General features: G+C 65.4%; 14 protein-coding genes. 7 read left to right on the forward strand and 7 right to left on the reverse strand.

What is annotated here, in order from left to right:
- Nucleotides 1-49 precede the first annotated feature (49 nt).
- Nucleotides 50-280, forward strand: coding sequence for a membrane protein insertion efficiency factor YidD (gene yidD / locus DWV00_RS14265; RefSeq protein WP_220274696.1), 231 nt, complete (start codon nt 50-52; stop codon nt 278-280).
- A 30-nt stretch (nt 281-310) separates the two neighbouring features.
- The gene (yidC, locus tag DWV00_RS14270; RefSeq protein WP_115534217.1) at nt 311-1987 is read left to right on the forward strand and encodes a membrane protein insertase YidC; all 1677 of its coding nucleotides are present in this window, start codon (nt 311-313) and stop codon (nt 1985-1987) included.
- Between the two features lie 184 nt (nt 1988-2171).
- Here the strand turns inward: yidC and DWV00_RS14275 are convergent, their stop codons facing one another.
- Nucleotides 2172-2594: a transcriptional regulator gene (locus DWV00_RS14275; protein ID WP_115534218.1), complete on the reverse strand. Its 423-nt coding sequence runs from the start codon at nt 2592-2594 to the stop codon at nt 2172-2174.
- A gap of 342 nt (nt 2595-2936) precedes the next feature.
- Between DWV00_RS14275 and mnmE the strand changes: the two genes are divergently transcribed.
- Both mnmE and DWV00_RS14285 read left to right on the forward strand, forming a co-directional pair.
- Nucleotides 2937-4340: a tRNA uridine-5-carboxymethylaminomethyl(34) synthesis GTPase MnmE gene (gene mnmE / locus DWV00_RS14280; protein ID WP_115534219.1), complete on the forward strand. Its 1404-nt coding sequence runs from the start codon at nt 2937-2939 to the stop codon at nt 4338-4340.
- 234 nt (nt 4341-4574) lie between these two features.
- On the forward strand, nt 4575-5612 hold the full coding sequence (locus tag DWV00_RS14285; RefSeq protein ID WP_115534220.1) for a S1C family serine protease: 1038 nt from the start codon (nt 4575-4577) through the stop codon (nt 5610-5612).
- A 12-nt stretch (nt 5613-5624) separates the two neighbouring features.
- On the opposite strand, the gene DWV00_RS14290 is transcribed toward DWV00_RS14285, so the two are convergent.
- Nucleotides 5625-5981: a VOC family protein gene (locus DWV00_RS14290; protein ID WP_115534221.1), complete on the reverse strand. Its 357-nt coding sequence runs from the start codon at nt 5979-5981 to the stop codon at nt 5625-5627.
- A gap of 33 nt (nt 5982-6014) precedes the next feature.
- A complete protein-coding gene (locus tag DWV00_RS14295; protein ID WP_245964876.1) occupies nt 6015-8162 on the reverse strand; it encodes a heavy metal translocating P-type ATPase in 2148 nt (715 codons plus the stop codon).
- A gap of 336 nt (nt 8163-8498) precedes the next feature.
- Here DWV00_RS14295 and cadR point away from each other — a divergent pair, with 336 nt between their 5' ends.
- Nucleotides 8499-8930, forward strand: coding sequence for a Cd(II)/Pb(II)-responsive transcriptional regulator (gene cadR / locus DWV00_RS14300; RefSeq protein WP_115534223.1), 432 nt, complete (start codon nt 8499-8501; stop codon nt 8928-8930).
- 188 nt (nt 8931-9118) lie between these two features.
- Here the strand turns inward: cadR and DWV00_RS14305 are convergent, their stop codons facing one another.
- Nucleotides 9119-10267, reverse strand: a complete 1149-nt coding sequence (locus DWV00_RS14305) for a branched-chain amino acid ABC transporter substrate-binding protein (RefSeq protein WP_115534224.1) — start codon at nt 10265-10267, stop codon at nt 9119-9121.
- Nucleotides 10268-10358: 91 nt separating this feature from the next.
- On the reverse strand, nt 10359-14324 hold the full coding sequence (putA, locus tag DWV00_RS14310; protein ID WP_115534225.1) for a trifunctional transcriptional regulator/proline dehydrogenase/L-glutamate gamma-semialdehyde dehydrogenase: 3966 nt from the start codon (nt 14322-14324) through the stop codon (nt 10359-10361).
- Nucleotides 14325-14613: 289 nt separating this feature from the next.
- On the opposite strand from putA, the gene DWV00_RS34040 reads away from it, so the two are divergent.
- On the forward strand, nt 14614-14787 hold the full coding sequence (locus DWV00_RS34040) for a hypothetical protein (protein ID WP_181885455.1): 174 nt from the start codon (nt 14614-14616) through the stop codon (nt 14785-14787).
- A 413-nt stretch (nt 14788-15200) separates the two neighbouring features.
- On the opposite strand, the gene DWV00_RS14315 is transcribed toward DWV00_RS34040, so the two are convergent.
- Both DWV00_RS14315 and hemE read right to left on the reverse strand, forming a co-directional pair.
- Nucleotides 15201-17477: a primosomal protein N' gene (locus tag DWV00_RS14315; protein WP_115534226.1), complete on the reverse strand. Its 2277-nt coding sequence runs from the start codon at nt 17475-17477 to the stop codon at nt 15201-15203.
- A 467-nt stretch (nt 17478-17944) separates the two neighbouring features.
- A complete protein-coding gene (gene hemE, locus DWV00_RS14320) occupies nt 17945-19045 on the reverse strand; it encodes a uroporphyrinogen decarboxylase (RefSeq protein WP_115534227.1) in 1101 nt (366 codons plus the stop codon).
- Nucleotides 19046-19249: 204 nt separating this feature from the next.
- On the opposite strand from hemE, the gene DWV00_RS14325 reads away from it, so the two are divergent.
- A complete protein-coding gene (locus DWV00_RS14325; RefSeq protein WP_115534228.1) occupies nt 19250-20062 on the forward strand; it encodes a transporter substrate-binding domain-containing protein in 813 nt (270 codons plus the stop codon).
- The last annotated feature ends 53 nt before the right edge of the window (nt 20063-20115 follow it).

The raw sequence follows: 20115 nt of genomic DNA on the forward strand, positions 1-20115 counted from the left end.
TCCGGTTCAAGCGCGCCGCCGCTCGACGGGAGCCTCGCGCCCCGATGCTATGCAAACGGTACTGATCGCGCTGCTGCGTCTGTATAAGGTTGCCGTAAGCCCTCTGCTCGGCAGCCGATGCCGTTTTTATCCTTCTTGTTCGGATTACGCGCGCGAGGCAATCCAGTATCATGGCGCCGCGCGCGGGAGTTACCTCGCGGTGAAGCGCTTATGTCGCTGCCATCCGTTTTCCGAGGGCGGGATCGATCTCGTTCCGCCCGCACCCCCGAAAAAGCGCTGAAACGCCGCTCCATCGACTCTGAGACCACGCATGGATATCAAACGCACCATCCTATGGGCGATCTTCTTCGTGTCAGCGATCATGCTGTTCGACAACTGGCAACGCGATCACGGACGCCCGTCGATGTTCTTCCCGAACGCGACGCACACGCAGACGAGCACCGGCACGCCGGCATCGGGCACGCCCGGCTCGGAAGCCGCAGCCTTGGCCTCGGCCTCGGCTCCGTCCAACGCCATCGCGCCTGTCGCCGGCACCGCACCGAGCCAGCCGCAGGCGGCCGCGCAGCTGGTTCATTTCAGCACCGATGTCTATAACGGCGACATCGATACGCGCGGCGGCACGCTCGAGAAGCTCGTTCTGACTGGGAACGCCGATCCGAAGGGCGCGCCGCTGAACGAAACGCTGTTCGATCACACCGCGAAGCACACCTATCTGGCGCGCACGGGCCTGATCGGCGGCGACTTCCCGAACCACACCGACGTCTTCACGCCGGTTCCGGGCCCGCTCACGCTGAGCCCCGACCAGAAGACGCTGACGGTGTCGCTCGAATCGCCGGTCAAGGGCGGCTTGAAGGTCGTCAAGACCTACACGTTCACGCGCGGCAGCTATGTGATCGGCGTCGACACGAAGATCGAGAACGTCGGCACGGCGCCGGTCAAGCCGAGCCTGTACATGGAAATCGTGCGCGACAGCCAGCCGGTCGATACGCCGCGCTTCTCGCATACCTTCCTTGGCCCGGCGCTCTACACGAACGAGCACCACTTCCAAAAGATCACGTTCAGCGACATCGACAAGAACAAGGTCGACGTCGCGACCTCGGCCGACAACGGCTGGATCGGGATGGTTCAGCACTACTTCGCGACGGCCTGGATTCCGCAGCAAGGCGCGCCGCGTAACATCTACGTCGAGAAGATCGATCCGACGCTATACCGCATCGGCGTGCAGCAGCCGCTGTCGACGATCGAGCCGGGCAAGTCGACCGATGTCTCGGCGCGCTTGTTCGCCGGCCCCGAGGAAGAGCGCGTGCTCGAAGGCATCGCGCCGGGGCTCGAACTCGTGAAGGATTATGGCTATGTGACGATCATCGCCAAGCCGTTGTTCTGGCTGCTCGAAAAGATCCATGCGGTGGTGGGCAACTGGGGCTGGGCGATCGTGCTGCTCACGGTGCTGATCAAGGCCGTGTTCTTCCCGCTGTCGGCGGCCAGCTACAAGTCGATGGCGCGCATGAAGGCGATCACGCCGCGTATGCAGGCGCTGCGCGAGCGGTTCAAGGGCGATCCGCAGAAGATGAACGCGGCGCTCATGGAGCTGTACAAGACCGAGAAGGTGAATCCGTTCGGCGGCTGCCTGCCGATCGTCATTCAGATTCCGGTGTTCATCTCGCTGTACTGGGTGCTGCTCTCGTCGGTGGAAATGCGCGGTGCGCCGTGGATTCTCTGGATTCACGACCTTTCGCAGCAGGATCCCTTCTACATCCTGCCCGTGCTGATGGCCGTGTCGATGTTCCTGCAGACGCGCCTGAACCCGACGCCGCCGGATCCGGTCCAGGCCAAGATGATGATGTTCATGCCGATCGCGTTCTCGTTCATGTTCTTCTTCTTCCCGGCCGGCCTCGTGCTGTACTACGTCGTGAACAACGTGCTGTCGATCACGCAGCAGTACTACATCACGCGCGTGATGGGTGCGGACAAGAAGAAGGCGGCTTGATCGTCTTCGATCGCCGGCGCGCAGTACAGGCTGCGCGGCCGGCGCGAATCGCGGTTCGATCGAGATTCGACGTTCGGGATTCGACGTTCGGGATTCGTAAAGAAAATCGCCCGGTGCAGTTCATGCACGCCGGGCGATTTTTTTTGTTTGGCGGTTTGGCCGTTCCTCGAAGAACCCTGCAGCGCTATCGCTCGCTGCGGTCCCCGTAGAACTGCTCGATCAATTCCTGCACGAGATAGCGATGGTGCGCCGACAGTGATTCGATTTTCGACGCCAACTCGATCGTCTCGGGCGTAAGCGGATACTTTTCGTCGCGCGGAAGCGGCTTGGGGGTAACGCGTGCTTGCGCGTTCGGCGGCGGGCCGTAATGGAGCCAGTGCGGATCGACGCGCAGCCAGTGCGACAACGTCTCGAGCTTGTCGGAGGTCGGGATCGTCCGGCCCGTCAGCCACTTGTGGGCCGTTTGCGGGGAAATCGGCTGATCGCCGTGATGCCGCAAGTTGAAATGCAGCGCGAGCTGCGTCCCGCCCAGCACCTTTTCAGGGCTACGCTGCAACGCGAACTTGAGGCGCTCGGAGAACGCGGCTTTTTCTTCGGCGGTCGGCATCGGCAAATTGTGCAATCCGGTCCATGTCGAGGAGACAACCGGCTGGGTCAGCTTTAGCTTGATCGGGTGCGAATTGCGCTGATTTCGGGCGGGCAGGGGGCCGTGCGCACATAGTGGCGTTTCGGCAGAAACTCACATGCCAGCTAGCTTTGCGGGGAGATCAGTGGACGCACAAGCTTCATTTCGTCCTAATTTTACGCTATCTCGATTGAGATAAAGCTTAACTATGGTATCGGCGCGGCCGAGCCTGATCGGAGATCGAAGGGCCTCGGACATCGCCACGCTACAATGCCGGGCATACGCGCCGCCTCGCCCCCTTGCACCTCTCGCTCCCGTTCGACCATGCTGCCTCTCGATTCCGATCCAATCGTCGCCATCGCCACTGCCCCCGGACGCGGCGGCATTGGTGTCGTGCGCATTTCGTGCGGGCGGGTTGGGGAAACCGCTGCGCTGGCCTTGATGGGCGCGCTTTGCGGCCAAGCGCTGACGCCGCGCCACGCGAGCTACGTGCCGTTCGTCGACGCGGGAGGGAACGTGCTCGACCGCGGAATCGCGCTTTACTTCCCGGCGCCGCATTCGTACACGGGCGAATACGTAGTCGAACTGCAGGGCCATGGCGGCCCGGTCGTGCTGCAACTCGTCCTGCAGCGGTGCCTCGAGGCGGGACAGGCATTCGGTCTTCGGCTAGCCGAGCCGGGCGAGTTCACGCGGCGCGCATTTTTGAACGACAAGCTCGACCTCGCGCAAGCGGAGGCCGTCGCCGACCTCATCGAAGCGAGCACGGAAGCCGCGGCGCGTTCGGCGGGGCGTTCGCTCGACGGGGCGTTCTCGCGCGATATTCACGCGCTCGTCGACGAAGTGATTACGTTGCGGATGCTCGTCGAGGCCACGCTCGATTTTCCGGAGGAAGAAATCGACTTCCTCGAAGCGGCGGATGCCCGTGGCAAGCTCGCGCACATTCGGACCCGGCTCGATCACATCCTCGGCGAAGCACGCCAAGGTGCGTTGCTGCGGGAAGGGTTGTCGGTGGTGCTGGCAGGGCAACCGAACGTGGGTAAGTCTTCACTGCTTAACGCGTTGGCCGGGGCCGAACTGGCGATCGTGACGCCGATCGCGGGGACGACGCGCGACAAGGTCACGCAGACGATTCAGATCGAAGGCATTCCGCTGCATGTGATCGATACAGCCGGATTGCGCGAGACGGAAGACGAAGTCGAGCGAATCGGCATTGCGCGGACGTGGAGCGAGATCGAGCGCGCCGATGTCGTCTTGCACTTGCTCGATGCCCGCTCGGGGGTGACCGACGAGGATGTCGTGATCGACGAGCGGTTTCCGAGCGGCATACCGGTCGTGCGAGTGCTGAACAAGACCGATTTGACGGAAGTCGGTGCGTCGGTAAATCGACAGGCGGTGGGCGGCGGAGAGACAGAAGTTTGCGAAATCCGGTTGTCGGCCAAGAAAAGCCTGGGCATCGATCTGTTGCGCGCGGAATTGCTGCGCATTGCGGGTTGGCAAGCGGGGACGGAAAGCGTCTATCTCGCGCGCGAGCGGCATTTGATCGCGCTGCGCGCGGCCCAGGATCATGTGTCGCTCGCGACGGACCACGCGCAAGAGCGTGCGCAGTCGCTCGATTTGTTTGCGGAAGAATTGCGGCTGGCCCAGGAAGCGTTGAACTCGATTACCGGGGAGTTCACTTCGGATGATTTGCTGGGCGTGATTTTTAGCCGGTTTTGTATCGGCAAGTAATTCCGGGGTTTCGGCAGAACCTCGGCCGAACAAGCAAGCAGTCGAAATCCAGCCGCAGGCAAAAGAGCCGCGTAATGCGCGGGCGCGAGCACGCGGTCACGTTCGGCCTCCCCCACCGGCCACATCCGATGCGAGACTCCTGTATTGAGGGGCCGCACCAGCCACTGCCCCCCTTGAAAAACCCCCACCCCACCCCGCATCTGAGTTCCTCCTCCATTTCGGAGAACGACGATCATGGGAAGCCGCCCTGCCTTTATCGATGACCTCGCGCGTGCGCCGTCGCCGCACGGCGGTCCATCCGCGAACGATGTCGTGCTCGATCGAGACGACACCCTGCTCGATGCCTACTCGCGCACCGTCATCAACGCGCTCGAACGCGTTCAGCAAGCAGTCGTTTTCGTCTCGGTCGAGCGCACGGTCCCGGGCGAGCAGCACCCGCGCGGCGGCACCGGCTCCGGGTTTCTCTTCACGCCCGACGGCTATCTGCTGACCAACAGCCACGTCGTCCATGGCGCCACGGCGATTCGCGTCACGCTCGCCGACGGATCGACTCACGACGCCAGTCTAGTCGGCGAAGATCCGAGCACCGATCTCGCCGTGCTCCGCATCGGCTCGGCCGAGCCGCTGCCGCACGCCGAGCTCGGCGAATCGTCGAAGCTGCGCGTCGGTCAGATCGCCATCGCCGTCGGCAATCCGCTCGGTCTCGCGCAAACGGTGACGACCGGCGTCGTCTCGGCACTCGGCCGCTCGCTGCGCTCGGCCTCGGGCCGCATGATCTACGACGTCATCCAAACCGACGCGGCCCTCAACCCCGGCAACTCCGGCGGCCCGCTCGTCAATTCCGCCGGACAGGTCATCGGCGTCAACACGGCCATCATTCCCGGCGCGCAGGCGATCTGCTTCGCCACCGCGATCGATACGGCCAAGTGGGTCATCATGCAATTGTTCGCGCACGGCCGCGTGCGCCGCGCCTATATCGGCGTGGCCGGCACCACCGTGCCGATCGCACGCAAGGTGCAGCGCTACTTCGCGCTCGGCACGACAAGCGGCGTGCGCGTGATGGAGGTTGCCAAAGGCAGCCCGGCCGCGCTCGGCGGGCTGCGCGTCGACGATACGGTCATCGCGATCGACGGCCTGGCCGTGGATGGCATCGATGCGCTGCAGCGCGTGCTCGATGCATCGAGGATCGATCGTACCGTCGAGATCGTCGTACTGCGCCTGACGCAAAAGCTCACGCTAAGCGTCACGCCGGCCGAGCCGGCCCCGAAGTGAGCCCCGGCAGGGCTAGATGTGCGACAGCACGTTGACGAGTTTGCCGAATGGATCGCGCACGTAAAAGCGGCGCACGCCCCACGGCTCATCGGCGACGCCGTAGTCAATCGCGAAGCCACCCGCCCGCGCACGAGCGAATGCTTCGTCGACATCGTCGACTTCGATCGACAAATCCGGCACCGGCGCGCCCGAACCACCTTCGGCAGCGATGCTCAGTTGGACTTGCATGCGTTCGCCGTTCCCCAGGGTCACGATCCAGCCGTGATCCATCAGCATTTCGAGGCCCAATACGTCTCGATAAAACGATGCAGCCCTATCGATTTCATCTTGGGACACTGCGATGTTTGCGACGATGCGATTCGTTTTCATCGTTCTCGTTGCTCCGCCTGTTTGCGTATTCGGTTATCGACGCAGCAGCCGCAGCCCGTTCGCGACCACGATCAGGCTCGCCCCCGCATCGGCGAACACGGCCATCCACATCGTCCCGAGCCCCATGAGTGTCAATGCCAGAAAAATCACTTTGATCGCGAGCGCGAACACGATGTTCTGCACGAGCACCGCATAGGTCGAGCGCGACAAGCGCACGAACGCCGGGATCTTGCGCAAGTCGTCGTCCATCAGCGCGACATCGGCCGTCTCGATCGCTGCGTCGCTGCCCATCGCGCCCATCGCAAAGCCGATCCGCGCTCGCGCGAGCGCAGGTGCATCGTTGATGCCGTCGCCGACCATGCCCACCGCGCCGCCGTCGGCCGAAAGCGACTCGATCGCACGCAGTTTGTCGTCGGGCAGCTGGTCGCCGCGCACATCGTCGATTCCGACTTCGGCCGCGATCGCACGCGCCGTGTGCGCGTTGTCGCCCGTCAGCATCGCCGTGCGAATGCCGAGCGCATGCAATTGGGCCAGCGCGGCGCGGCTCGTCTGCTTGACCGTGTCGGCCACGGCAAACAATGCGAGCACGCGTGCCTCGTCCATCAACAAGACGACCGATCGGCCCAGCCGCTCGAGTTCGTCGGCGCGCGCTTCGACAGTAGTAAGCAGAAGCCCTCGTTCGCGCGCGAGACGCGCGTTGCCGAGCCAATAACGCGTGCTTTCGATCGAGCCCGCCACGCCGCGTCCAGGCAGCGCTTCGAAACTGTCGACGGACACCGTCGCGCGGCCCCCTTCAAGTTCGCTCGCCTGCGCGGCCGCCTTCGCGATCGCGCGCGATACCGGGTGATCGGAGCGCCCCGCGAGCGCCGCCGCGATCCGTCGACAATCGATGGCCGACACGTCGGGTTGCGGCTCGAAATCGGTTTGCGCGGGCGCGCCCGTCGTGATCGTACCCGTCTTGTCGAGCGCCAGCCATGCGAGCTTGCGTCCCTCTTCGAGGTAGACGCCGCCCTTGACGAGAATGCCGCGCCGGGCCGCAGCCGCGAGTCCGCTCACGATCGCAACCGGTGTCGAAATGACGAGCGCGCAGGGACACGCGATGACGAGCATGACGAGCGCGCGGTAGATCCATTCCCGCCACATCCCGCCGGCGACGAGCGGCGGCACGACCGCGACGAGCAGCGCGCAAGCGAAGACGATCGGCGTGTAGACGCGCGCGAAGCGGTCGACGAAACGCTGCGTCGGCGCACGGTTGCCCTGCGCCTGCTCGACGGCGTGGATGATCCGCGCGAGCGTCGTGCCGTCGGCGGAGGCGGTGACGCGATATTCGAACGAGCCGGCCTCGTTGATCGTGCCCGCGAACACGGCGTCGCCCGGCCCCTTGTCGACGGGTAGGCTCTCGCCCGTGATCGGCGCCTGGTTCACGCTCGATTCGCCGAGAACGATCTCGCCGTCGAGCGCGACCCGCTCGCCGGGCGCCACGCGCACGCGCGCCCCGATCGGTACGGTCTTCGCTTCGACGCTGAGCCAGGCGCCGTCGCTCTGCTGGACAGTCGCTTTCTCGGGCGCCAGTTGCATGAGCGCGTGAATGGCGTTGCGCGCGCGATCGAGCGACATCGCCTCGATCCGCTCCGCAAGCGCGAACAGCACCATGACCATCGCCGCTTCGGGCCACTGGCGCAGCGCCATCGCGCCCGTCACGGCAATGCTCATCAACGCGTTGATGTTGAGATTGCCGTTTCGGACGGCGATCCATCCCTTGCGATAGGTCCCGATCCCGCTCAGCGCGAGCGCGAAACCGGCGAAACCGCCCGCGAGCCACGGCGAGACGCCGAACCAAGTCGCCGCTTCGGAGACGATCGCCGCAAGCGCGGCCAATGCGAGCGGCCACCACGGGCGCGCGGGTTCCGCGATCGACTGCGCGCGCGAGGCGGGATCGGGCAACTCCGGCACGAAACCGAGAGAACGGATGGCATCGAGAACGGCCGGCTCGGCACCCGGTGCATGCACGACCGTGAGCGTGCGCTGCATCAGGTTGAAGGCGAGGCCGGTGACCGCCGCCATGCCGTCGAGCTTGCCGCGGATCAGCGCCTCCTCGGTCGGACAATCCATCTGCATGATGCGGATCGTCGTCTCGATGCCGTCGGCGCGCTTCGACGCAGCGGGCAACGGGGTCAGCACCGCCGCTTCGTGGGAGCAGCATCCGTCATGATCGGCATGGCCATGGCCGGCGTGCTCGTGCTCGTGCCGCGCCTGCTGCTCGTGCGCGTGGCTATGGACGTGCTCATGAGCATGCCCGCATTCATGTGAATGACGATGATGCTGGGATGCTCCATTGTCGTCGTGGCGATGCGCGTGCCCACCGTCGGCCGTCACGACATTTTGCTGCCGCTCGGCGTAATGTATGGAATCTGCGCGATGCGATCGCGTCATGGATATGTCCTCGGGAAACCGTTGGATTACAGTAAACACCTTATAGCCACTCCAAGGTCAACCCACGACCGTTGCGAGGTTCCCATGAAAATCGGCGAATTGGCGAAAGCCGCCCATTGCACGACTGAAACCATCCGCTTCTACGAGAAAGAGGGTCTGATATCAGGCGCTCAGCGAACCGAAGCGAACTATCGCAGCTACGGGCCCGAGCACATCGAGCGGCTGCGCTTCATCCGCAACTGTCGCGCGCTGGACATGACGCACGACGAGATCCGCATGTTGTTGCGCTTTACGGACCGCCACTCGGACCGCTGCGAATCGATCGACGCCCTGCTCGACGAGCACATCGTCCATGTCGATACACGGCTGGCCGAACTGGAACATCTCAAAGCGCAGTTGATCGAACTGCGCGAGCAATGCAAGGGGGAAGGAACCGTGGACGACTGCGGCATCGTCCACGGCCTCTCCACAATGGAAACGCTGCCGGCGCCGGCCAAGCGGACGCACGTCGGCTGAGCGCCGAACGGCGAATGACGTGCAATCCGGCGGAGGTGACGGGTCGCTTCATCAGCGTCCGGATCGCGCGTGCTGCACGCGCCCGTTGCACGCGCTCATAAACGAAAAAAGCCCCGCGGGACGTATGGGCCCGCGGGGCTTTCAGCGCGCCCCCCAGGAGGCGGCGCGCTCAGCGATTCGCGATAGGATTACTTCGCGCCGACGCTTTGCAGCGGCTTCCACTGGCCGTTTTCAGCCTTGTAGATCGTGATGCCGCCGTTCTTCAGATCGCCGTGGTCGTCGTATGCGAGGTGCGTCGTCGTCACGCCGGCCATGTTGGTCTTCGCGAGCACCGGCAGGTACTTCGCCGGATCCGTCGAGTTGGCCTTCTTCATCGCCGTCAGCAGCGCGATCGTGCCGTCATAGGCATACGGCGAGTACGTTTCGACGTCCGTGCCGAACATCTTCTTGTACTTCGCAACGTATTGGGCGCCGCCAGGCATGTCGGAAAGCGGCAGGCCTGCCAGCGAGGCGTAGGTGCCGTCGGCGGCCGGGCCGGCGATCTTCAGGAAGTCGGGCGTGTGCAGCATTTCGCCGCCCATCAACGGTGCCGTGATCGCCAGCGACTTCATTTGCTTGGCCATCGGCGCGGCTTGCGCGTCGGCGCCGCCGAAGTAGATCAGGTCGGGCTTGGCGGCCTTCAGCTTCGTCAAGATGCCCTTGAAGTCGACAGCCTTGTCGTTCGTGAACTCACGGTCGACGATCGTCGCGCCCGAAGCCTTGGCCGCCTTCGCGAATTGATCGGCCAGACCTTGGCCATAAGCCGTACGGTCGTCGACGATCGCGATCTTCATCATGTGCAGGTTCTTCACCGCGAACGTGCCCGCCACCGAACCTTGCTGCGTGTCCGAGGTCATCATGCGGAACGTCGTCTTGAAGCCTTGCTGCGTGTACTCAGGCGCCGTCGCCATCGCAACTTCGGGGATGCCCGCGTTCGCGTAGATGCGCGAAGCCGGGATCGTCGTGCCCGAGTTGAAGTGGCCGATCATGCCCTTGATGCCGTCGTCGACGAGCTTTTGCGCAACCGTCGTACCCGTGCGCGGGTCAGCTTGGTCGTCGGCCGAATCGAGCACGAACTCGACTTGCTTGCCGCCGATCACGGGCTTCGTCGCGTTCATGTCGGCGATCGCGAGCTTCACGCCGTTTTGAAAGTCAGTGCCGTAGTGCGCTTGCGGGCCCGTCATCGGGCCGGCAAAGCCGATCTTCACTTGATCGGCCTGTTGTGCGTGTGCGGTCCCCACCAGCGACATTGCGGCAACGAGCGTCGCGCCTGCCAGCGTTTTCATTTTGTGCTGCATAGCTTTCTCTTCTCCTAGATACCAAGGTAGTTGGAAGCGGCTTCGGGGTCTCCGCGCCGCTCCCGGTTTTGATTCCATCGACAAGGATTGCTCAGCCGATCGTCATCAAATTCGCATTGCCGCCGGCGGCTGCCGTGTTCACGCTCACCGAGCGTTCGGTCAGCAGCCGCTCGAGCGCGTAATCTTCATCGCCGTTCTCCAGCGCGTGTGTCGAGACGCCTTGCACCGACACGATCGGCCCCGGGCGCTTGGCCACTTCCCTCACGAGCGTGAGCAGCTCGTCGCTGTCGCCCTCGAACAGCACGGCGTCGAACGGGGCATCGGCCCCCTTGCGCGCCTCGGCGAACGGCTTGAGCTGAGCCGGCAGCGCGGCGACAAGCGACTCGCCGGCCGCGCCCGAAAAGGCCGCGCGGTTGCCCGTGGCCAGCACCGCCGCGAACTGCGCACGCGCGCCGCTTGCCGTCGAGGGCACGCACGATACCGTACCGCGGGCGCCGAGCGTATAGGTGTTGCGCTCGCCCGTTGGGCCCGGCAAGACCGCCGTGGCGCCGGCCGGCATGTTTGCGAGATAGCCGTCGCAGCGCGCCGCGAGTACGGGCTGCCGATCGGCGATGAGCCAGTCGCGCAGCGCCGTCAGCGCGGCACGGGGCGAGGTTGTCGCGCCGCTCTTCTCGGCGCTTTTCTCGGGTTCGGCCGCGCCGTCTGCGACGAGCGAAGCCGCCAGCGACTTCGGCAAGCCCGACGGGCGCTTGGCCAACAGGCGCTGCAGATAGAGCGCGCCGCCGGCCTTCGGACCCGTGCCCGACAGCCCTTCTCCGCCGAACGGCTGCACCCCGACCACCGCGCCGATCACGTTGCGATTGACGTAGATGTTGCCGACGTGCGCGTTGGAAATCACATGCGCGATCGTTTCGTCGATCCGCGTATGGATCCCGAGCGTGAGGCCGTAGCCCGTCGCGCGGATCTGCTCGAGCAGCTTGTCGAGGCCGCTGCGGCGATAGCGGATCACGTGCAGCACCGGGCCGAACACTTCGCGTTTCAGCTCGTCGATGCCGTCGAGTTCGATCAGCGTCGGCGGCACGAACGTGCCGTGCGCGCAGCCTTCGGGCAGCGGCAATTGCGTGACCGAGCGACCCTTCTCGCGAAGCGCGGCCACGTGCGTATCGATCGTGCGCTTCGCTTCGGCATCGATGACGGGGCCGACGTCCGTGGACAAACGATCGGGGTTGCCGAGCGCGAGCTCGTGCATTGCGCCCTTGAGCATCGTCAGCGTGCGATCGGCGACGTCGTCTTGCAAACACAGCACGCGCAGCGCCGAGCAGCGCTGGCCGGCCGAATCGAAGGCCGACTGCATGACGTCGGCGACGACTTGCTCCGCGAGCGCCGACGAGTCGACGATCATCGAGTTCTGTCCGCCCGTTTCGGCGATCAGCGGAATCGGCTTGCCGTCCGGATCGAGACGATCGGCGAGCGTCTTGTTGATGAGGCGCGCGACTTCGGTCGAGCCCGTGAACATGACGGCACGCGTACGCGAATCGGCCACGAGCGCGGCGCCGACGGTCTCGCCGTCGCCGGGCAGCAGTTGCACGGCACCCGCGGGCACGCCGGCTTCACGCAGTAGGCGCACGGCCTGCGCGGCGATCAACGGCGTTTGCTCGGCGGGCTTGGCGAGCACGGTGTTGCCGGCCGCGAGCGCGGCGGCCACTTGCCCCATGAAGATCGCGAGCGGGAAGTTCCACGGGCTGATGCAGACCACCGGGCCGAGCGGGCGATGCGTATCGTTCGAGAATTCCTCCCGGATTTGCGCCGAGTAATAGCGCAGGAAATCGACGGCTTCGCGGATCTCGGCGATCGCGTTCGCGAGCGACTTGCCCGCTTCGCGCACGATGAGACCCATCAGCGTATGCATCTGCGCTTCGAGCAGATCGGCTGCACGCGCGAGGCAATCGGCGCGGGCGTAGACGGGCGTCGCCTGCCAGATCGGGGCGCTGGCGACGGCCGCGGCCAGCGCGGCGTTCACATCGTCGCGCGTCGCTTCGACGACGGTGCCGACGAGATCGCGGTGGTCGGACGGATTGCGCACGACGTGTTCGCTGCGGCCCTCGGCGCTCGATGCGGCCAACTCGCCGTTTTCGAGCATCGGCGCGGCACGCCACGGATGGTGCGCACTCGCGAGCAGCGCCGACGACAGCGAAGCGAGGCGATGCTCGTTCGACAGATCGAGGCCCATCGAATTGAGACGCTCGCTGCCGAACAAGTCGCGCGGCAGCGGGATCTTCGCGTGCGGCGCGCCGAGCGGGACGATCCTCGAAGCTTCGTCGACGGGATCGGCCACGAGCGAGGAAACGGGCACGGTTTCGTCGGCGATGCGATTGACGAACGAGGTGTTCGCGCCGTTCTCGAGCAGGCGGCGCACGAGGTACGCGAGCAGCGTTTCGTGCGTGCCGACCGGCGCGTAGATCCGGCACGGGCGATTCAATTTCTCGCGGCCCGTGACTTCTTCGTACAGCGGCTCGCCCATGCCGTGCAGGCATTGGAACTCGTACTGGCCCGGGTAGTAGTTCTGCCCGGCCAGATGATAGATCGCCGCCAGCGTGTAGGCGTTGTGCGTCGCGAACTGCGGGTAGACGGCATCGGGCGCGCCGAGCAGCTTCTTCGCGCAGGCGAGATACGAGACGTCGGTGTAGATCTTGCGCGTGTAGACGGGATAGCCTTCGAGCCCGTCGAGCTGCGCGCGCTTGATTTCGCTGTCCCAATACGCGCCCTTCACGAGGCGGACCATGATGCGGTGGCGGCTGCGGCGCGCGAGGTCGACCACGTAGTCGATCACGAACGGGCAGCGCTTTTGATAGGCCTGCACGACGAAGCCGATGCCGTTCCAGCCGGCCAGTTCGGCATCGAAGCACAACGCTTCGAGCAGATCGAGCGAGAGCTCCAAACGATCGGCTTCCTCGGCGTCGATGTTCAAGCCGATGTCGTAGCGGCGCGCGAGGATGGCGAGCGCCCGCACGCGCGGCAGCAGCTCGTTCATCGTGCGTTCTTGCTGAGCGCGCGAATAGCGCGCATGCAGCGCCGAAAGCTTGATCGAGATGCCGGGGCCTTCATAGATGCCGCGCCCGCCGGCCGCTTTGCCGATCGCATGGATCGCTTGTTCGTACGACGCGTAGTAGCGCAGTGCGTCCTCTTCGGTCGTGGCCGCTTCGCCGAGCATGTCGTACGAGTAGCGAAAGCCCCGCGCTTCGAACTTGCGGCTGTTCGCGAGCGCTTCCGAAATCGTCTCGCCCGTCACGAACTGCTCGCCCATCAAGCGCATCGCCATGTCGACGCCCTTGCGGATCAGCGGCTCGCCGCCCTTGCCGATCAAACGCGTGAGCGCCGACGACAAGCCGGCTTCGCTGTTGGTCGTCACGAGCTTGCCCGTGATCATGAGGCCCCAGGTCGCCGCATTGACGAACATCGACGGCGCGTGGCCCATGTGCGACTTCCAATCGCCCTTGCTGATCTTGTCGCGAATGAGCGCGTCGCGCGTGGCGCGATCGGGAATGCGCAGCAGCGCTTCGGCCAGACACATCAGCGCGACGCCTTCCTGGCTCGACAGCGAGAACTCGTGAATCAGGCCCTCGACGCCGCCGCCCGTGCGCTTCGCGCGCAGCGTTTCGACGAGCTTCGTCGCCATCTTGCCGACGTCCGCCGACAGCTGCTCGGGCAGGCGGGCCTCGCCGATCAGAAACGGCACGCACTCTTGCTCGGGACGGCGGTACGCGGCCGTGATCGCCGCGCGCAACACCGACTGCGGCTGCACGTTCTGCGCGAAGTCGAGGAACGGGTGCGGTGCGCCGTCTTCCTCGTGCTCGGCGGCGGGGCCGTCGCCGAGCTCGCCCAAGTTCGACACGCCTGAGAGCTCAGGGGGCAATTGCCCATGTTCGATCTTCTCGAGATACGCGAAGATCGCCTGCTTGATGAGCCAATGGGGAGTGCGCTCGAGGCGGGCGGCGGCCTCTTTGAGGCGGGTGCGGAGGAGGTCGTCGACTTTGACGCCGAGAGTAGTGCTGGCCATGGTTCCTTCGATAGCCGGTGATTGAGCCGGCCCGATCACTAAAAAGTTGGCCGAATCGTACGCCTCACAATAAAAAGGTGCAACCAAAATCCCGATCTGGTTGCACCCCGATGAAACCCTTTACGGGCAAGCGTTGGCGCGGAATCGGCACCGGTTCGACCTCGCCGATTGCGCTCAGTGTTTTCCCTGACGTGAAATCGTTCCCGCCGCCCTACGCGAGGGCTGAGGAATGCCGTTAACGCAGGAAAGCGTTCTAGCGCACGGTAAGCGCCACGAAAGGAGAGGCGAAATGGAAAAGTGGATCGTAATCGGCGGTATCTGGACGATGGCCGTGGTGTGCCTAGCGCTGTTCGTTCGCGGAGCATCGCCGGCACACAGCCGTGCCGTGGCGCTGGCGCGCGTGCGTCAAGCTCGGGTCAGGGCCAAGGCGGCCAACGACGCGCTTCTGACCGAGCGCAGCTGAAGGGCGAACGACGTGTTCGCAAAAACTAGGGAGCGACTGCCTCGGTGCTGAGACCAGACCGAGCGACAGGGGGCGCCAAGCACGGGTTGCACCGGCCGCGCCCAACGCAATTACATGAATTACAGATCGCACCCACCTCGAGGCGCATCATGATTTGCTCGAACGAAAGCCGGTCCTCTGCCCGTAATCGGCAGGCGGGGCAGCGCCGGCGCTCTCCTTTCGCCGCCTGCGCGCGGCCCCTCGTCTCGCCCGCGCCGAGCTACACGAACCGTGTCCGGACGCGCGCCCGCAACGCGCGCAGCCGCCTGCGCCACTAAGCCGGTCCCGGTCGGCGGCAGAGCCGACGCATCGTCCAAGCGCGGTGCGCCGGCTCGGCGCCCCCGAACTTCTCCCGCCCCAGCCCCTCCACGCGCTCAGATGTCGAGCGGATCGACCTCGACGCTCCAGCGCAACACGCCTTTCAATGTCCGTAGCATCGGCTGCCAGGCGCGCAGCGTCGCCAGCAGCGACGCGCGTGATGCGCTTTCGATGAGCAATTGCGCGCGGTGCACATTGGCGACCTTGACGATCGTCATCGGCACGGCGTCGTAGACGGTCACACGCTCCGCGAAAGGCAGGTCGGACAACGCCGCGCCGGCCGCCTTGAGAAAGGCGAAGGCGGCGTCCAGCGTACGCGCTTCGGCGCGCAGCAGCGCTTGATAGACGAACGGCGGCAATTGCGCGTCGCGCCGCTCCGAGAGCGTCGCATTCGCGAAGCCGACGTAATCGTGGCGACCCAGCGCGTGATAGAGCGCGTGCCGGGGATAGCGCGTCTGCACGAGCACTTCGCCGGCCAAGCCGCTCCGGCCCGCGCGCCCGCTCACCTGCATCAGCTGCGCGAACAGCCGCTCGCTCGCGCGAAAGTCGTGCGAAAACAGCGCTGCGTCGGCATTGAGCACGCCAACCAGGGAAACACGCTGAAAATCGTGCCCCTTGGCAATCATTTGAGTGCCGACAAGGATGTCGACTTCGCCCGCATGCACGTTCGAAAACAGCGTCTGCGCACTGCCCTTGCGGCGCGTGCTGTCGGCGTCGATGCGCAGCACTCGCGCGCCCGGAACGAGCGCCGCAAGCGTCTCCTCGACGCGCTGCGTCCCGCGGCCGAGCGGTGCGATGTCGACGTTGCCGCACTCCGGGCAGGCGCGCGGCACGCGTGATTCCCAGCCGCAATGGTGGCAGCGCAGCGCGTGCTCGTTTTTGTGCAGCACGACGTAGGCGCTGCAGCGCGGACAGCCCGCCACCCACCCGCAGGCGTCGCAGGCAAGCACGGGCGCATAGCCGCGGCGATTGAGAAAGACGAGGCTTTGCTCGCCGCGCTCGAGCCGCGCTTTCAGTGCCGCGACGAGCGGCCCCGAGATGCCGTCGACGCTGCCCCGCCCGCGGCGGCGTTCCTCCTCGAGGTCGATCATGCGGACGGACGGCAACACGGCGTCGGCCACCGCGCGCCGCGACAGCGACAGCCGCCGGTAGCGGCCCTGCTCGGCCTGCCACCAGCTTTCGAGCGAGGGTGTGGCCGATCCGAGCACGACGGCGATCCCGCGCTGCTTGGCCCGCCAGATCGCCAAATCGCGCGCGGAATAGCGCAGCCCTTCCTGCTGCTTGTAAGCCGGCTCGTGTTCTTCGTCGACGACGATCATGGCGAGCGCGGGCAGCGAAGCCAGCGCGGCCAGACGCGTGCCGAGCACGATGCGCGCGCGCCCCGTATGCGCCGCAAGCCAGCTGCGCGCGCGCTCGCCGTCGGCCATCGCGCTGTGCAAGGTGACGATCGCCTCGGCACCGGCGAGCCCCGCGAAGCGCGCGCGAAAAGCCGCTTCGAACTGCGGCGTCAGATTGATTTCCGGAACGAGCACGAGCGCCTGTGCATCGGGCCGAGCCGCGAACAGCCGTTCGAGTGCGCGCAGGTACACCTCGGTTTTGCCGCTGCCCGTGACGCCGTGCAGCAGGAACGGTGCAAAGCCTTGCGCACCGGCGATCGCATCGACGGCTTGTGTCTGTTCGTCGGTCAGTGCGGGACGAACGGCGGCAACGCGCTCGTCGCCTGCGGCGCTCGTCTCCCCGTTGGAGCGTGCCGCACCATCGAGCGCACCGTCCGGCCCGGCAGCCGGCTCGGCTTCGATCCACCCCTGTGCCTGCCAAGCGGCCAACGTGGCGCCGGCTTTGGGATGCAAAGCGCGGGCGTCCGAGGCGCCGAGCACTTGGCCGCCCGCCAATGCATCGGCCAGCCGGCGCAGCGCCGCGGCTCGCGCCGGCAACGCGTCGGGCAAGGCGGCGCGGCCGGCGTCCGTCAATCGATAGCGCGGCTCGACGGCGAACAGTCGCGGCCACCGATCCGGGTCGCGCAGCGCCTGCGGCAGCGCCGGCAGCGCCACTTCGCCGAGCGAGCGCTGGTAGTAGTCGGCGGCGAACGAAACGAGTTCGAGCCACTCGGAAGACAACGGGGCGCAAGCGCTGCATACCGCCTCGACGCTGCGCACGCGCTCGGCCGGGACGTCACTGTGAGCACTCACTTCCACGATTAGCCCCACGATCGTGCGCTTGCCGAACGGTACAGCAACCAGGGTGCCCGGGGACGGCGGCGGGCTATCGCAGCGGTAATCGAAAAGGGTCGGCAGCGGAGAGTCGAGCGCGACGCGAACGAACGCCCCGCTCATGGCGGACAGCCCCGCGGGGCATCGCTGCGGCGCCCACCCGGTTGTGCACGCAGGCAGCGCAGACCGAACGACATGAACTTAAAGTGAAACATGAGATTCGTCGCTAACCTATGGATCTCGCTGAACTTTGCCGCGCGAGCGAGACCGCCTGTGGATAACTTTGTTGAAAAGTGCGCCGGCGGAACCCAAAAGAGGCCGTCGCGCTGACATTCTGTGGGAAACCGCACACTTCGCGGGTCGGGCGCAAACCCTTGCCGGTCAAGGCCGCGTCCCGGGAGGTACATCGTTTGCGGGGTGGAGTCAACCACCGCACGCTCTACCGCGCCGCAACGAGAAGAATGTGTATAAGTCAAGTCTTGACAATCACAAGACGACCCGGCGATGCCATCTTGCGGGCGACTCGGTCCCTAGATCGAGAGCCCAGCTCGCTGCGCTGCAGCAAAACTCATCGTCTCTTCATCGTCTGATTACGCGCCCGAGGCGGAACCGGCCCGGATCGCCCGGCTGTGCCGGTGCACTTCATCGACGAGTTCGGCGACCTGCTCCGGCGGCGTGAATTGCGAGATGCCGTGGCCCAGGTTGAAGACGTGCCCCGGATGATTGCCGTAGCTGTCGAGGACGGCCCGCGCTTGCGCACGGACGGCCTCGGGTGGCGCGAACAGTACCGTGGGATCGAGATTGCCCTGCAGCGCCACGCGCGCGCCGACGCGTTCGCGCGCGCGCCCGAGGTTGACGGTCCAGTCGAGGCCGACCGCATCGACGCCGCACGCTGCGATCTCCTCGAGCCAAAGGCCGCCGCCCTTCGTGAACGTGATGACCGGCACGCGGGCCCCGTCGTGCTCGCGCACGAGCCGGCGCACGACGGCGTCGATGTAATGCAATGAAAAACGCTGAAATATGCCGTCGGCCAGCGCGCCGCCCCAGGTATCGAAAATCATCACGGCCTGGGCGCCCGCCGCGATCTGCGCGTTCAGATACGCGGCAACGGCTTCGGCGTTGATCTCCAGAATCCGGTGCATGAGATCGGGGCGCGCATACAGCATCGATTTCACCGTGCGGAAGTCGTCCGACCCGGCGCCCTCGATCATGTAGCACGCGAGCGTCCACGGGCTGCCCGAAAAACCGATCAGCGGCACGCGCTGGCGCCCCTCGGCGTCGGTCAGGGCGCGGCGTATCGATTTCACGGCGTCGAGCACATAGCCGAGGGTGGACTCGATATCGGGCACCCGCAGACGGGCGACGTCTTGCTCCGTCCGCACGGGATGCGCGAACCGGGGGCCCTCGCCGGCGGCGAACGACAATCCCAGGCCCATCGCGTCAGGCACGGTGAGGATGTCCGAAAACAGAATAGCGGCATCGAGCGGGAAACGCTCCAGCGGCTGCAGCGTGACCTCGGTCGCGTAATCGGGGTTCTTGGCCAAGCCGAGGAAACTGCCGGCACGGCCGCGCGTGGCGTTGTATTCGGGCAGATAACGGCCCGCCTGGCGCATGAGCCAAATCGGGGTGTAATCGGTCGGCTCGCGCAGCAGCGCGCGCAGGAACGTATCGTTGAGCAGGGTCGAAGGCACGTCGGACTTGAAGGCAAGGCGAAGAAGAACGCTATTTTACCGGACGCTCGCGTCTCCAACGCGTCGCATACCGGCCTTCAGAGTGCGCCGGGAAAGGCCTGCGCCATTTTGGCGCAGCTATTATCGAACGCGTTGCGGCATCCGGCCGGCCTCGGCTGACCGGTCCGCTCTCGAAATACAACGTCAAAGCACAAAGGGGATCTCATGAAAAAGAACCGGCTAGCGCGCAAGGCGATCGGTGCGATTGCGCTAACGGCCTCCTGCCTTGGCACAGCGTTCGGGCAAACGAGCGGCGCCGCGCCGGCCGCGGCGTCGAGTTCGAGGCTGGACGCCGTCATCGCGCGCGGCACGCTGCGCGTGTGCACGACGGGCGACTACAAGCCCTACTCGTTCCTCAAGAGCGACGGCACGTTCGAAGGGATCGACATCGACATGGCCGAATCGTTGGCGAAGTCGCTGGGCGTGAAGGCCGAGTACGTGAAGACGACGTGGTCGCACTTGATGGACGACTTCCTCGCGAAATGCGACATCGCCGTGGGCGGCGTCTCGACCTCCCTCGAGCGCCAGAAGCACGTGTATTTCACACAGCCGTACATGATCGACGGCAAAACGCCGATCACGCGCTGCGCCGACGTCGGCAAGTACCAGACGCTCGCGCAGATCGACCAGCCGTCGACGCGCGTGATCGTCAATCCCGGCGGCACGAACGATCGCTTCGCGAAGCAGTACCTCACGCATGCGAAGGTCACGGTCTACCCCGACAACGTCACGATCTTCAAGCAGATCCTCGACGGGAAGGCCGACGTCATGGTGACCGACGCGTCGGAGACGCTGCTGCAGCAAAAGCTCAATCCGGGCCTCTGCTCGGTGCATCCCGACAAGCCCTTCCAGTACGGAGAAAAGGCCTACATGCTGCCGCCGGGGGACGTGACGTTCCAGCAATACGTCGATCAGTGGCTGCACCTCGCGCGTGCAACAGGCGAATTTCAGTCGATTTCGGACAAATGGCTCAAGTGATGTGACAACGGTAATAAAGCTAAAACTGGAGCGAGCGATGCGCCGAGCCGATC

The sequence above is a fragment of the Trinickia dinghuensis genome (assembly GCF_003367175.1).
Taxonomy (GTDB): Bacteria; Pseudomonadota; Gammaproteobacteria; order Burkholderiales; family Burkholderiaceae; genus Trinickia; species Trinickia dinghuensis.

What these genes read in the sequence shown, in the direction of transcription:
- yidC (WP_115534217.1), top strand. Translation starts at nt 311, where the DNA reads ATGGATATCAAACGCACCATCCTATGGGCGATCTTCTTCGTGTCAGCG.
- DWV00_RS14305 (WP_115534224.1), bottom strand. Translation starts at nt 10,267, where the DNA reads ATGCAGCACAAAATGAAAACGCTGGCAGGCGCGACGCTCGTTGCCGCA.
- putA (WP_115534225.1), bottom strand. Translation starts at nt 14,324, where the DNA reads ATGGCCAGCACTACTCTCGGCGTCAAAGTCGACGACCTCCTCCGCACC.
- DWV00_RS14275 (WP_115534218.1), bottom strand. Translation starts at nt 2,594, where the DNA reads ATGCCGACCGCCGAAGAAAAAGCCGCGTTCTCCGAGCGCCTCAAGTTC.
- mnmE (WP_115534219.1), top strand. Translation starts at nt 2,937, where the DNA reads ATGCTGCCTCTCGATTCCGATCCAATCGTCGCCATCGCCACTGCCCCC.
- cadR (WP_115534223.1), top strand. Translation starts at nt 8,499, where the DNA reads ATGAAAATCGGCGAATTGGCGAAAGCCGCCCATTGCACGACTGAAACC.
- yidD (WP_220274696.1), top strand. Translation starts at nt 50, where the DNA reads ATGCAAACGGTACTGATCGCGCTGCTGCGTCTGTATAAGGTTGCCGTA.
- DWV00_RS14285 (WP_115534220.1), top strand. Translation starts at nt 4,575, where the DNA reads ATGGGAAGCCGCCCTGCCTTTATCGATGACCTCGCGCGTGCGCCGTCG.
- DWV00_RS14315 (WP_115534226.1), bottom strand. Translation starts at nt 17,477, where the DNA reads ATGAGCGGGGCGTTCGTTCGCGTCGCGCTCGACTCTCCGCTGCCGACC.
- DWV00_RS14290 (WP_115534221.1), bottom strand. Translation starts at nt 5,981, where the DNA reads ATGAAAACGAATCGCATCGTCGCAAACATCGCAGTGTCCCAAGATGAA.
- DWV00_RS34040 (WP_181885455.1), top strand. Translation starts at nt 14,614, where the DNA reads ATGGAAAAGTGGATCGTAATCGGCGGTATCTGGACGATGGCCGTGGTG.
- DWV00_RS14325 (WP_115534228.1), top strand. Translation starts at nt 19,250, where the DNA reads ATGAAAAAGAACCGGCTAGCGCGCAAGGCGATCGGTGCGATTGCGCTA.